This window comes from Citrobacter europaeus, from assembly GCA_020099315.1.
GTDB classification, from domain to species: Bacteria; Pseudomonadota; Gammaproteobacteria; order Enterobacterales; family Enterobacteriaceae; genus Citrobacter; species Citrobacter europaeus.
The window spans coordinates 1,820,570-1,834,286 of sequence record CP083650.1; the positions used below are offsets into that span (position 1 = coordinate 1,820,570).

At 49.2% G+C, this 13,717-nt stretch carries 12 protein-coding genes; 5 read left to right on the top strand and 7 right to left on the bottom strand.

The annotated features are described in order from the left end of the window. Positions 1-30: 30 nt before the first annotated feature. The 7 genes from LA337_08525 to pyrC all read right to left on the bottom strand — a co-directional run bounded on the left by LA337_08525 (position 31) and on the right by pyrC (position 4,980). Entirely contained in the window at positions 31-606 is a 576-nt protein-coding gene (locus LA337_08525; GenBank protein UBI17719.1) for a YceI family protein, read from the bottom strand. Position 607: 1 nt separating this feature from the next. After that, complete coding sequence (locus tag LA337_08530) at positions 608-1,174, bottom strand: cytochrome b (protein UBI17720.1); 567 nt, start codon at positions 1,172-1,174, stop codon at positions 608-610. Positions 1,175-1,435: 261 nt separating this feature from the next. Then, on the bottom strand, positions 1,436-1,549 hold the full coding sequence (locus LA337_08535; protein UBI17721.1) for a YceO family protein: 114 nt from the start codon (positions 1,547-1,549) through the stop codon (positions 1,436-1,438). Between the two features lie 51 nt (positions 1,550-1,600). After that, on the bottom strand, positions 1,601-2,719 hold the full coding sequence (solA, locus tag LA337_08540) for an N-methyl-L-tryptophan oxidase (protein ID UBI17722.1): 1,119 nt from the start codon (positions 2,717-2,719) through the stop codon (positions 1,601-1,603). Between the two features lie 308 nt (positions 2,720-3,027). Further along, positions 3,028-3,282 (bottom strand): biofilm formation regulator BssS, encoded by a 255-nt coding sequence (bssS, locus tag LA337_08545; protein ID UBI17723.1) that lies wholly within the window; start codon positions 3,280-3,282, stop codon positions 3,028-3,030. 340 nt (positions 3,283-3,622) lie between these two features. Then, a complete protein-coding gene (gene dinI, locus LA337_08550) occupies positions 3,623-3,868 on the bottom strand; it encodes a DNA damage-inducible protein I (GenBank protein ID UBI17724.1) in 246 nt (81 codons plus the stop codon). Positions 3,869-3,933: 65 nt separating this feature from the next. Next, positions 3,934-4,980, bottom strand: coding sequence for a dihydroorotase (gene pyrC, locus LA337_08555; protein UBI17725.1), 1,047 nt, complete (start codon positions 4,978-4,980; stop codon positions 3,934-3,936). Between the two features lie 275 nt (positions 4,981-5,255). On the opposite strand from pyrC, the gene tssK reads away from it, so the two are divergent. The 5 genes from tssK (at position 5,256) to LA337_08580 (ending at position 13,714) form a co-directional block, all read left to right on the top strand. Then, positions 5,256-6,596: a type VI secretion system baseplate subunit TssK gene (gene tssK / locus LA337_08560; GenBank protein UBI17726.1), complete on the top strand. Its 1,341-nt coding sequence runs from the start codon at positions 5,256-5,258 to the stop codon at positions 6,594-6,596. Then, on the top strand, positions 6,593-7,240 hold the full coding sequence (gene tssL / locus LA337_08565; protein UBI17727.1) for a type VI secretion system protein TssL, short form: 648 nt from the start codon (positions 6,593-6,595) through the stop codon (positions 7,238-7,240). Before tssK ends, tssL begins: the two co-directional genes overlap by 4 nt. A gap of 153 nt (positions 7,241-7,393) precedes the next feature. Further along, positions 7,394-9,694, top strand: a complete 2,301-nt coding sequence (vgrG, locus tag LA337_08570; protein ID UBI17728.1) for a type VI secretion system tip protein VgrG — start codon at positions 7,394-7,396, stop codon at positions 9,692-9,694. A 2-nt stretch (positions 9,695-9,696) separates the two neighbouring features. Next, entirely contained in the window at positions 9,697-10,611 is a 915-nt protein-coding gene (locus LA337_08575) for a hypothetical protein (protein UBI17729.1), read from the top strand. Between the two features lie 13 nt (positions 10,612-10,624). After that, positions 10,625-13,714, top strand: a complete 3,090-nt coding sequence (locus LA337_08580; protein UBI17730.1) for a hypothetical protein — start codon at positions 10,625-10,627, stop codon at positions 13,712-13,714. Positions 13,715-13,717 lie beyond the last annotated feature (3 nt).

Genomic DNA, 13,717 nt, shown 5'->3' on the forward strand with positions numbered 1-13,717 from the left:
GGGGTAAGACCTCATCCGGCAACTCATGTTTTACTTCTGCTGGACACCTTCCACTGAGATTATCAGATCCACTTCCTGTGACGCCGGACCGAGATCGGTGGTGATGTTGAAGTCCTTCAGTTTAATTTTCCCTTGTGCTTCAAAACCAGCGCGCGTACCGCCCCACGGATCGCCGCCCTGACCTATCAGCTTTGCGTCCAGCGTAACCGGCTTAGTGACGCCGTTCAGGGTCAGATTACCGGTGATATCCAGATCGTTCCCTTCTTTTTTCACGCTGGTGGAGCTAAACGTCGCCTGTGGGAATTTGGCCACGTTAAGGAAATCTGCGCTGCGCAGGTGCTTGTCGCGTTCAGCGTGATTGGTGTCAACGCTGTTGGTGTTGATGGTCACGTTGACCTTATCGGCTGCGGGATTTTTCTCATCAAAGGTAAATGTACCGTCGAAATCTTTAAATGTGCCGTACAGCCAGCTGTAACCCAGATGCTGGATACGGAAATTAACAAAGGCATGCTGTCCTTCCTTGTCAATCTTGTAATCTGCCGCCACGGCCGAGCCAGCGGTGAATAACAAAGCGGCGAGTGTCAGTCCAGGCAGGTTTTTTTTCATTTTAAGCTCCATTGTCAGATGACGATTTTCCCAACATGCGATTGAGGGTATCGTCGTGATCGATAAAGTGATGTTTCAGGGCCATCAGTCCGTGCAGAAGCGATAAAACCACCACGGACCATGCAAGCCACAGGTGCAGGCTACCTGCGAGGTCGGCCTGAGCGCCCGCATTGGCAAGGGTCGCTGGGATGTCAAACCAACCAAATACTCTTATCGCTTTGCCATCAGCGGTGGAAATCAAATATCCACTGATGACAATAGAAAAGAGCAATGTGTATAGCGCGAGGTGACCCACTGCCGCAGCGATGCGGGTTAAACGGGAATAATTTGTCAGCGCAGGAGGTGGAGGGGAGAGCAATCGCCAGACGACGCGGATGACTAATCCCATCATAAGCAGAACGCCGATGCTTTTATGCAGTTCAGGGGCCTGGTGATACCAGCCGTCGTAGTAGCTGAGCGTGACCATCCATAAACCCAGCGCGAACATGCCATATACAACAATCGCAGTCAGCCAGTGTAATACGGCAGACACTATGCCATAGCGTTGTGGACTATTATTGAATTGCATAAGCACACCGTTAGATATTTCAGAAGTGAATGAAAATGGCGCGGAAAAGACATTAATGCAACTAATAAATAACAATGGCGCTGATATTTATTGTTAACTCAAAATAATTGATTGACTTGTGAAGTTATCATCAGGCATTTAGAGAGGAATGCGAGTATCAAGGCCTGCTTTCGGGGTTTGTAGGTTTTTTTCTTATTCAATTTAATGCAATGAAAATTCAACTAACATCAGTTTATGTCAATTAATGTCAGCGTAATGAGATCAAAAAAACATAATATATATAACATCCATAATTGCCAGTAGCGACCATAAAATAATGTAGAGCATAAAATGCTCGCGAATATTATTAACCAGATAGTGAAAGATGCGGCGCATCGATGTTATTCCTGTCATTAAAAATGGCCTCACCAACGAGGCCATCATTTATTATCGCTTAAAACGGCTTAGCCTGAAGGGGGTCAGGTCAAAGTCAGACTGTTTGTCCTGGGCGAAGTTTGCCGCAATCTCTCCCAGCACGGAGGCAAACTTAAAGCCATGTCCGCTCAACCCGGTTATGATTAGCGTGTTGTCATGCTCCGGCAGAGTATCAATAATAAAGTCTTCATCCGGTGAGTTATCATAGGTGCAGGACGCACCGTGCAGACAGCAACCAACGCCTGGCAGAATTGTGCGCAGGAATGGGAAGGCTTCAGATCCATCGCTGGCAACAGCGGCAAACGGCTTACGCTCTTCTGTAGAATGAATTACCTGTCCACCATTGTGCTTGCCAATTTTTAGCTCATCGTTTTCTGCCGGGAAACCGTAATATTGGTCGCCATTTGGCAGCTCTCCGGTGAAGGCAGGGAAGTTATTCTTGACGCTGTAACGTCCATCGGCCTGATACCATGCGAACACCTTGCGCACGGGCTGTATCGGAAGTTCGGGGACTAAAGCCTGCACCCAGGTACCGGCGCTGATCACCGCTTTTCGCGCGTGATAGTCACCGTCGGCGGTTTCTACCGTGACGCCATCATCACCGTGACGAATTGCGCTGACCGGGCATTTAAATAGCTGCGCGCAGCCTGCTTCTTCCGCCAGACGGATCCAGGTTTTAATCGCTAACTCACTGCGTAAAAAACCTGACTCGGCTTCAAACAGGCCGATATAGTTTTCAGGTACGCGAATCTCCGGCCAGCGCGCCATGATGGCTGCAGCATCCAGTTGTTCAACGTTGAGTTGCCACTGTTTTGCGCTTTGTGCCGCGGTCGCTAAGAAGGTTGAATCTGCCGGGCCGAGGTTGATTACACCAGAGCGAACAAAAATCGGTTCTTCATTTTGGGTGGACAGTTCATCCCACAATGTCTGCGCCCGCAGTACCAGAGGAACGTATTTTTCGCCTTCGCCATAAGCATGACGAATTAATCGAGTGTCGCCGTGGTGGCTGCCCTGCTGATGCGGGGGCATATGCGCATCGATCATCAGAACCTTCAGACCGGCGCGAGTGGCATAGTATCCGGCTGCGGCGCCTACCGAACCGCTGCCAATAATGATTAAGTCGTATTTCATCCGCTTCTCTCTGCAATCGCGATAGTATACCTTAAATAATTCGAGTTGCAGGACAAAACGGCCCGGCCGTTTTGAACAGCGCTCGCGCTGGCCCCGAAGGGGTGAGGCCGTAAGGCCGAATCACGCGGCAACGCAGCGAATCCCTGGGAGCGTACATTAGTACGTGACCAGGGTGAGCGAGGAAAGCCAACGCACATGCAACTTGAAGTATGACAGGTATAGCAGGGTAAATAACTGACCCGGAATATTCAACCTGGAAATAAGAAAGGCACCGATAAGGTGCCTTTTGATGGTTGGATGTATCAGGTTTAATGTCGCTGATACTCATTTACCTGGTAATCGCCGGATTCAATTTTAGCGATTCCTGCTTCTAATATCGAAATAAATTGCCTGGCAACATCAGTGGTTAACCAGAGCGTTTGCCCAACTTCAGTCCCATCCGGATCTGGACGATTCGGGGTCTGGTAATGCAAACGCAGCATCAGCGCATCGTAGCTATCAACGGTGCTGATGTCCCATCCTACAAGCGGATGAGTCTGAATGACTTCATTATTCTTTTCCATCATGCCCCCTAATTCGTGTTACTAGACAACGGTTTTCGAGGTTCAATGCGTTTTTTTCTGAAGCAACTTCAGTATATCAATAAATAAGGGTATTCATTGGAAATTTAAAGAGGGGAGCGCATAATTTTTTTGTTTTCAGCGTTATCTGAGTAAGAAACCAACATGTTATTCATTTTTTTTTAGCATGTTGCACAATTATTTTGGTGTTGTGGTTAAAAGATGACCAGAAATTGATTATTAAAATATTAGTTTGCCAGCAGGAATTCGCTATTGATTTAAAGATGGCGTGTATAAAAAAGCCGGGGCGACCCGGCAAACAAACATCACTGCATATCATTATTTATTCATTGATGAACCAGTCATCCGCGCTTTCCCACGTCTCCTGGAGGATCTCGCTGATACGTTCTTTGTCTTCTTTGCTCGCACCAATAACCGACAGATTGTTTGCGCCAGCATAACGCACGGATACGTTACCTTCGTTATCCGGAAAATGGTGCTGAATACGGCGGGAGAGTTCACCTGCCAGCGCGTCAATTGCGCCGGCGGGTAGTGGTGAAGTTTTAGCAATAGTGACTTCAATACGCATAGTAGCCCCCTGTGGAATATACTGTTTATTTATACAGTTAATCGCCTCAGTTGGCTACACTTATTTTAATTTTTTACTGACCAGCGTACCGTTTCGCCACCCAGGAAAGGCACCAGCGTATCATCGTCCAGTGCAATGCTCTCCGGGACCTGATGCTCCACGCGCTCCAGCTCAATAAAGGTCTCATTCACTGGCAAACCATAGAACCGTGGGCCATTGAGTGAGCTGAAGGCTTCGAAATACGCCAACGCATTCATCTCTTCAAACACGGTGGCATAGCTGCCCAGCGCGGTCGGCGCATTAAAGCAGCCCGCACAGCCACAGCTAGACTCTTTACGATGACGCGCATGCGGCGCAGAGTCGGTACCAAGGAAGGCGCGGTTAAACCCGCTGGCAACCAGCTCTCGCAGCGCCTGTTGATGGACGTTACGTTTGAGGATCGGCAGGCAGTACAGGTGAGGGCGAATCCCACCGACCAGCATGTGGTTGCGGTTAAACATCAGGTGCTGTGGCGTAATGGTCGCAGCCAAAAGCTCGTTACCGTCGCGCACGTAGTCGGCAGCATCTTTAGTCGTAATATGCTCGAACACCACCTTCAGCGCAGTTAAACGCTGACGCAGTGGTTCCATCACCGTTTCAATAAAGCGTGCTTCACGATCGAAAATATCGATATCCGCATGCGTCACTTCGCCGTGCACCAGCAGCGGCATACCCAATTTTTCCATCCTTTCCAGTACCGGCATGATGGCGTCAATCGAGGTTACGCCATGCGTCGAGTTGGTGGTGGCATTGGCCGGATAGAGTTTTGCAGCGGTGAAAACGCCTTCGTTAAATCCATGTTCCAGTTCGTTGGGATCCAGCGTATCCGTTAAGTAGCAGGTCATTAATGGCGTGAAGTCGTGTCCGGCAGGTACCGCGTCAAGAATTCGCTGGCGATAAGCGATAGCCGCGTCAACCGTGGTGACGGGCGGAGCCAGATTCGGCATGACAATGGCGCGGCCATACACTTCACTGGTATAGGGCACGACAGTTTTTAACATGTCGCCATCGCGAAAGTGAAGATGCCAGTCGTCTGGGCGGCGGATCTTTAAAACCTGGGATGGTGCAGTCATCAATATGCTCCGGCTGAGGATAGTCTTTTTTGCCGGAAACAAAGGATAAGCGGAAACGTTTTCGTTTGCACGAAAAAAAGCGCGCTGTCTGTAAGCGTCACCAGCAGTATCACACTGCCAACGCGCCAAATGTTTAATCGTTAATTAAGACTTAATTTTTTTATTTCAGTGTGTAATTATATATATTGATATAATTAATCATAAAACAAATGATTTTTATTAATCTATTTTATTTCTGGATGTTTGAATAAAAATGTTATGGCACAGGAGGTGCAATGAAGATTTTTCGTCCGCTATGGACAAAAGGGATCCTCCTTTCTCCCCAGTATTTTCAACAGCAAACGTTGCTTAATTCCCGTGATGACCAGGGTATAGCCCAAATGAGCGTTATGCATCCGTGGGGGGTATGGCGTGCAGAATTTGATTCACAAGTACTGACACAAGGGCAACTGAAACCCCTTTGCCTGAACTTACGATTTCAGGACGGTACTCAGATAGATACTGAACAGATGGATGCCCTACCTCCAACGTTAACGTTGACGGGGGAGACAAACGAAGCCACAGTGCTGTTGGCCCTTCCTCAGTTTTATTCGAATGACCGTAATTGCCTGCAACCGGAAGACATTGCTGAATATCCGGTGCGTTACCGCCAGGTGTGGCGCGATGTACGCAACCAGTTTGATGATGACATAAAGCCGATGGCGGTGATGCAACATGAACTCACGCTACGGCTTTCAACTCAGGATAATGCCAATTACCTCACCTGCCCGGTGGCTCGGATATTAAAAGACGTACAAGGTAACTATGTCCTTGATGGGACGTTCATCCCTCCGCTGCTGGCGATGCACGGTAATCACGGGTTGTGCGACAAGACAGAGGTGTTATTGACGCAACTGCGTGCTCGCATTATCCGTTTGATGGCAATGCGTCGGGAAAGTAATGAGCGGATGGCGGATTTTGCTGTAGCAGACGTCTCGTTATTTTGGCTGCTCAATGCGCTAAATACCGCCGAACCCGTCCTGGGGATGTACCAGCGTTTCCCACAGGTGCATCCGGAACGCGTGTATCAGGAGTTGGCGCGGCTGGCGGGGGCGCTGCTGACGTTCTCGCTGGAACATGAGATTGGCGTTATCCCGCTGTATCAGCACGATGATTTAAGCAACACGTTTTTGCCGTTGTTCAGGTTGTTGAACAGATTGTTGGAAACCAGCCTGCCATCACGGGTCATCGCCATTGATATGGAACGCGATCTTCGTCTGCATCAATGGATCGCCCGACTACACGATCCCCGTCTGCGTGAAGGTGCTGATTTTTGGTTGTCGGTGCGTTCATCCCTGCCAGCTGCGCAGCTTTATAACCAGTTCCCACAATTATGCAAGGCGGGGAGCCCGGACGATGTAAACCAGGTTGTGAATATTGCGCTAAATGGCATCCCGCTGAAAGCGCAAACTCACGTCCCGGCGGCGATTCCCCTGCGCCTGGAAAATCAGTATTTCTCCCTCGATCTCAATCATCCGTCGGCCCAGCGAATGCTGGACGCTGGCGTCTGCGTATTTTATGTACCGGGCACGTTGGGTGAACTCGAGCTTGAGCTGTTTGCGGTGTTGCGCACATGACCTTCAACGTCGATGAATGTCTGGCCGATATTTGGCTTCAGACCGTGAGATTACGGCAGGGGGAGCAGTTTGCTACCGGGGAAGGGCGGCGGTTGTGGCAGATGTGCGCGGATAATGTGACGTGTGTGCGAGAGGTGACGCGTACGGCGGGGTTAACCGAGGAAAACATTCTGCACATCACCTATGCCTGTTGTGCACTGTTGGATGAGGCGGTGAAAAGTCGCGAGGTACAGGATGATGCCAGTCTGGTGTGGTATCAGTCCCCGCTCCAGACGCACTACTTCAACACCCTCGACGCCGGAGAAGCGTTGTATGAGCGGATGCGTGGTGTTCTGCGCGAGCCGGCACCGGAACCAACGGTGCTTATCTGTTTCCATCGGGTATTGATGTTGGGATTTCTCGGTGGACTGAGTCCGGACGCACCAACACGGACAGCGTTACTCAATGAACTGACATCGCATATTCCCGCTTTTCAGTTTCAGGAATCACAGCCGGTACTTAATACCTTACCTGCGCGAAGCTCGCTGGGTTTATGGCTGCGTGACGTCCGAATTCGGCTGATGTTGGGCCTGTTTGCGGTGGGACTACTCTGGTGGGGGCTGGACTGCTGGCTTGACTCACTACTGGTCAGTTTCGCCGCATAACACAGGCGAATGGCAACGTTGGGCTTCGCCAATTTCATGTGTTGATCAGTAGGGACATTCAACGCGGTTACTGAGAACGGGGAAGTATTACCTTAATGGGCATAGGGTTACGGCCATGGGCGGTAGCGTGCCCGAACGCCAGGAGGGCACAAAATGTTGTTTGATCACAACCATAACAAACTGACTATTCGTGGGCTGGACGTGGAACCAGACGTTCTGGCTTTCAAAGGACATGAATATCTCAGCCAGCCTTTTCGGTATGACATTCAGTTCACCAGCACTAATCATGGTATTACGCCGGAAACAGTATTGATGCAGGACGCTTCGTTCAGCTTGTGCGCACCGCCGGAACAGGGGATGGCGGTGATGACTCCGCAGCGCACATTGCATGGGGTGATTACCGCATTTAAGTGTCTGTCTGCCTCACGTGACGAAACGCATTACGAGGTGCGACTGGAACCCCGTCTGGCGCTACTTTCCCGCAGTCATCAGAGCGCGATTTTCCAGGATATGTCCGTCTCGCAGATTACGGAAAAAATCCTGCGTGAACGTCATGGTCTGCGCGGTCAGGATTTTGTTTTTAAGCTGAATAATGAGTACCCACGTCGCGAACAGGTGATGCAGTACGGCGAGAATGACCTGACGTTTCTGTCACGGTTGCTGGCGGAGACCGGGATCTGGTTCCGTTTCGCGGCAGATTCACGGCTGAAAATTGAGGTGATAGAGTTTTACGACGATCAGCAGGGATATGAACAGGGAATCACTCTACCGCTGCGCCACCCGTCCGGTATGTACGACGGCACAGTTGAAGCCGCATGGGCGCTGAATTCGTCGCATTCGGTGGTTGAAAACACGGTTACCACCCGAGACTACAACTACCGTGACGCCCAAAGGGACATGGACAGCGCGATGGATGTCACTGCGGGCGACAAAACTACCCGTGGTGAAGCGTATCATTACGCAGATAATTTTCGTGAGGCCGGTAGCCCGCAGACGATTGAGAGCGGGGGATTTTATGCCCGTATCCGCCACGAACGCTATCTGAACGGGCAGACGCGACTGGGGGGCACCAGCAACAGCGTAACGTTAATGCCTGGCCAGGCGCTGAAGGTGACCGGCGGTGAGGCTCCAGATATGTTTGCCCACGGCGTGGTCATCACCGCGATTCATACCCGTGCCGCTCGCGACCGTAGCTATACGCTGGAGTTTGAGGCAATACCCTGTTCTGAACGTTACTGTTTTCGCGCACCTTCGCCGGAGAAACCTGTGATGGCGGGCACTTTGCCTGCACGGGTGACCAGTACCCAGCCAGGCGATCTCTACGGGCATATCGATAAAGACGGACGCTATCGGGTCAATTTACTCTTTGACCGCGATACATGGCCCGCCGGGTACGAAAGTCTGTGGGTGCGTCAGGCCAGACAGTATGCTGGAGATACCTATGGTTTTCATCTGCCACTGCTGGCTGGCACGGAAGTGGCTATTGCGTTTGAAAATGGCGATCCGGACCGGCCATATATCGCCCATGCACTGCATGACTCAGCCCATCCTGACCATGTCACCATCCGCAACAATAAACGCAATGTCCTGCGTACCCCTACGAACAACAAATTCCGCCTCGATGACACCCGTGGGCAGGAGCATATCAAGCTCTCGACGGAGTACGGCGGGAAGAGCCAGCTAAATCTGGGTCATATCGTGGACAGCGGCAAGCAGAAACGGGGGGAAGGGTTTGAGCTGCGCACGGACAAATGGGGGACGATACGCGGCGGACAAGGGCTGTTTATCAGTGCCGATATGCAGGCAAAGGCGCAGGACCTACAGCTTGAAATGAAAGCGGCGCTGGAAACCCTGCAACAGGCGCAAGGACTGGCGCAATCGCTGAGCGAGGCGGTGAAAACGGCCAACGCAGAGCTAGCACAAGTAGCAGCGCAAAAAAGTCTGATGGAAGGGTCGCTAAAAGATTTACAGCAAGCGGCTTTGCTGTTGAGCGCACCCGCGGGTATTGCACAGGTATCTCCGGAAAGTATTCAAATTAGTACGGGTAATAATTTTATTCAGACCTCGGCTGAAAACAGTGATTTCAGCGTGTTCAAAAAGTTTACCGTCGCTGCCGGGGAGGTTATCAGTCTGTTTGCTAAAACGTTGGGGATTAAGATTTTTGCCAACAAAGGCAAGGTTGAGATACAGGCGCAAGATGACAACATGGAGCTTACTGCCATGAAAGATATGAAAATACAAAGTAAGGACGGGGAGGTTTATATCTCGACGGCGAAAAAAATTACATTAGCATGCGATAAAACGGCACTCATTATTGAACGTTCAGGCGTGACCATTAAGACATTGGGTGATGTGAATGTGAAAAGCGCTACGTTTAATCGTCAGATCCCACAGCCGTATAATTATACGCCCCCGGAACTTCCTCCCGGTGCGACCTGCAAGGAGCGGACGTAATCGTGAGCAACTATAAACAGTTTCAATCGGATGATATATGTAGCGATTTTAACGGGCGGTACCAAAATGAATATCGCTATTTACTGGTCGATCCGTTAAAAAATGTCACTTTTTTAAATGATTTATGCCTAAGTAATTTAAAGGAAATATATGGCGCTGAAAACGTCAAACCCGTACTACGTCCTGATCTTCGCTACTCTCCGGAATCTTGTCCACATTTGATATTACTGGCCGCACCCGGAGAGGTGTGTTCAACCGCAGTGATTAATGAAGTTGTAAGATATGGAACCTATGAGCGGAAATATAATAAGCGCTATATTTGTGGGCTATTGAGCAGCGCTTGTGGGCTTCAGGTGTTGTCGCAAAAGATCGCAGATAATTGCCGAACTCTTGGTGACCAGATAACTACAGGTTATTCATTACCCTTTTTTGAGCCATTGCGTATGGAGCTTTTGTATCTAACGCAGTTATCTCCTGTGATTGAAGAGGTTCTTTGGCCAATTTCAACCTGGTGGTATATAGCCTATACGGGAAAACTCAACGGCCTGAACAGCATCGAAGCAACGACAGCAGGTAAACTGACGTGGGGAATGCAGGAAGGCCAACTGAATATCAGGGATATATGGCGCATATTATATGCCTGGGATAATGGGAAAACGATCCTACCGGATAACGCAGTTTATCTGGCTGCACAAGCCTGGAAAGAAGTCGGTAAAATAGGATTGCATCAGTTGCGTGATAAAACTTATCTCGCACTAAATGCACTCAATTTTCCCGTTGATATAACCCGTCATTCAACCATTGCGTCTCTTCTGCAACAGGCGAGAGAAAATCCCTCGCTACTGTTGACGCAGTTACTTCAGACATTACCCGATTCAGTCTGGCTGGAACTGGAACAGCAAAGCACCGTTCAATAAGGAATGTTTATTTATGTCGCTTAAGGATCAATCTCAAGATAATGCCGCAGCAGCAGATCAGTCTGCCCAGATCCCGTCAGATTGTAAGGTGTGTCAACGAGAAGGCATTCCGGTTCTTCCCCTGCGGATTGCTGTTGTACCCAACGGGATGGTCTCTTCTGGTTGGCAACCTAACATTCAGCCACAACCTGCACCCTCGCTGAAAGGAGGGGAATATAAATATGCCTTAAGAACGTTGCGCATGGGATATCTGTACGTACTTTTAAAGCCTAAAGAAAGCAATGGCGATAAAAAAACATGGCAGGGTTATGAAGTTACAACAGAAGGCGCATTGCGGCAATTTGAAGCCACTCTGATGCCTGAATGTGATGCGGTAGAATCGCTTTGCAGCGCCTGTCGCACGCAAGGGCATTGCAATGCGGGAAGTTTTATCAATTTTGATACCAAAAAATACAGCGAAGCGTGGCTGGCATTTAGCAGCGATCCCTGGAGCGATGACGTTTTAAGTCAGTATGAAAAAGAACCGTCCGAAGAACGCTTTACGCATATTATTCTGGATAGTCTGCAAAGCGCGCCGTCTGCTGAAAAAGGCGAATTTGCGATCGATAGCGCGTTGTCATCATTGAAAGAGAAGGTGGCTGAATATGCAACCTTACTTTATCCCTGGCTGGAGAAGATTAATGAACCCGAGGGAGGAATGCATGGATTTTACTCACGCCAGGATGAGTCCACCTCATTTGGCGATTATGTTGATCGCATTACGCAGCAATACCAGCGTCCGCCGGTGGCAATTACCCTCACAGACAGTGTAGGGATTGTTCAGGAGTTAAAAGCAGGGCAACTGCAGTTGGTGAGCGCCATGGAAGATTATATTAGCCAACCAGAAACCATGCACAAACATATCATCGCCCTGGCAATTGAAAACTATCTGGCGGGGTCGGAAGAGAGTATTAAGCAAAACAGCAAAACCCGCTGTGTGTATACCTCTTCCCCGTATCCTGCTGCTAACAGTGTGGAATGTATTGATAAAGACGAGGTTGGCCGCCAGACGTGGGATGAATACTTTACGCGTTTACAGCAAAGTTATGATGAAAAAGGGCGAGCCGATTTTGCAAAAACCTATAAGGAAAAGGTGGAATCCCTACAACAGCGCATTGACAATGTGGGTACAGATTTAGCTCTCTGGTATGTCGCGCCTCTCTGGAAATATGTTATCGATAATGACTATTCAAAACAGCAGGATCTGCTCGAATGGTATCGCCAGTTCACGACGGTCACCACCTGCCTGCAGGGAGGGGCAATTGATGATAGTACCCGTGATGTGTGGTGTACATGGTTCGGCGACACTAACAGTCCTGTATATAAAGGACTGCTAGGATATAGCACTGATGATTACAGCAGCATCTACAGCGGGCTAAGCGTCTATTCTTATTTGAAAGTTATTGTTGGTGCGGATGAAATCGGTAATACGCTAAAAAGCGACAGAATCCAGGCGATGTTTAACACCCGTATTCTGGCGATGAATGGCGCGTTTAGTCGGGGAATTGACAAACTGGATGATGCGACCCGACACGGGGTCATACGCATGCTTCAGGGGGCTGGGTATGTCGCCACGGGGCAAACGGTGACGCTTTTTTCCTTATCGATGACCATAAGAGAGTTCCAGCAGTTTTATCAGGAATATGGCACGCGCCTGGGCATGGAGGTTGCCAAAAATTCATCCCCGTTTAGTGGCACGATTCGTCAGGGAGGCGTGACAAGCACGCGTTCAGCCGTAGGATATTTGTTGGCGATCACGGACAACGAGTTGCTGGGCCAGCGGATTAATATGCAACTTAGCAGTATGGTTGCTTTAGAAAACCTTTTTAAACCGCTGCGTAAGTCCGGAGTGAGTCCTTCATCAGTAACAAAAGCGCCGATTACTCACCAATCACATGTCGGCAATTTTGCCAGTGAACTCCGTATATCGTCACTTTCATTGCTGGATAAAACCGAGTCCTCTCTGCGCACGGTGGATGCGGCGCAATGGGAAAATATTCGCAGCAACATCATCAGTGAACGAACCGGGCGATTGGTGAGCGGTAATGCTATAGGTATGGTGCTGTCTACGGCCATGCTGGCATTCCAGACTTACGATCTCTGGGAAAATAACCGAGCACTTCAGTTTACCGACGGTAAATTTAAGCAGTTAACGAACTATCTGATGATCGCCAGCGCGGCAACGGAAATCGCCGGTTTTGGACGTATGTTAACGAAAAAAGGCCTCTGGCAAGTATTGGGTAAGGATGTCCATACACTGATTAAAGCGGGCGGTGTTCTGGCTGGAGTAGCTTCGGTAGTGGATGGGATAAGGATGGGATTTTCTTGGTGGGATGCTTATATCAAGGGAGACAATGGTTCTGCAAAGTTTTATTTTTTTGCTGCCGCGTCGACGATCGCTGGTGGGGCTGTTGCTGGTTATTATGCTTACTACGGCGTTTTTACTCTTTTTGGCCCCGCCGGACTAGCATTAGCATTAATTTTTTTAGGCGCTGCATTAGCTCTTAGGGGGGAGCAACTACGTAGTACGCCGATTGAAATCTGGCTGCGGCGTTGCTGCTTCGGTCTTCGTCGCGAAGAAGATGATATTCCCTGGCAGGCTACGAGTCTGGAGGATTTAAACAGCGCCTTAGCCGATTATAACGCAATTATCTCCGGTATGCGGGTTCAGGTCGCCTTTAGCACAGTCTCTTCTATTCCTGGTGGTGGTGGAACCTACCGACAAATTGAGTCCAATATTACGTTACCCGGTTATAATAGTGAATTATCTGCCTATGAATATCAACTGCAGGCATTTGCTGCTAATGGTAATGCACTATCAGTGACGTCAGAATCGCATGAAATGTTCCCAGGTCAGGATGATAAATATCATAATGAAGTCGAGTATTTTTTTAAAGGTTTTATTGAGCATGAAACGGATGAAGATAACAGTTTGCTGATTATTAAAAATGGCGGGTGGGTTTCATCGTTTTCATACAATAGGGCAGTGTTAACGGTGAGCTACTGGAAAAATAAATATAACGTTGAGGATGTGCTTTCATTAACGCTTAATGTAAAAGGATAAATG

Excerpts from the sequence above, each read along its gene's own strand:
- LA337_08525 (UBI17719.1), bottom strand. The coding sequence starts at position 606 with ATGAAAAAAAACCTGCCTGGACTGACACTCGCCGCTTTGTTATTCACC.
- LA337_08530 (UBI17720.1), bottom strand. The coding sequence starts at position 1,174 with ATGCAATTCAATAATAGTCCACAACGCTATGGCATAGTGTCTGCCGTA.
- LA337_08535 (UBI17721.1), bottom strand. The coding sequence starts at position 1,549 with ATGCGCCGCATCTTTCACTATCTGGTTAATAATATTCGCGAGCATTTT.
- solA (UBI17722.1), bottom strand. The coding sequence starts at position 2,719 with ATGAAATACGACTTAATCATTATTGGCAGCGGTTCGGTAGGCGCCGCA.
- bssS (UBI17723.1), bottom strand. The coding sequence starts at position 3,282 with ATGGAAAAGAATAATGAAGTCATTCAGACTCATCCGCTTGTAGGATGG.
- dinI (UBI17724.1), bottom strand. The coding sequence starts at position 3,868 with ATGCGTATTGAAGTCACTATTGCTAAAACTTCACCACTACCCGCCGGC.
- pyrC (UBI17725.1), bottom strand. The coding sequence starts at position 4,980 with ATGACTGCACCATCCCAGGTTTTAAAGATCCGCCGCCCAGACGACTGG.
- tssK (UBI17726.1), top strand. The coding sequence starts at position 5,256 with ATGAAGATTTTTCGTCCGCTATGGACAAAAGGGATCCTCCTTTCTCCC.
- tssL (UBI17727.1), top strand. The coding sequence starts at position 6,593 with ATGACCTTCAACGTCGATGAATGTCTGGCCGATATTTGGCTTCAGACC.
- vgrG (UBI17728.1), top strand. The coding sequence starts at position 7,394 with ATGTTGTTTGATCACAACCATAACAAACTGACTATTCGTGGGCTGGAC.
- LA337_08580 (UBI17730.1), top strand. The coding sequence starts at position 10,625 with ATGTCGCTTAAGGATCAATCTCAAGATAATGCCGCAGCAGCAGATCAG.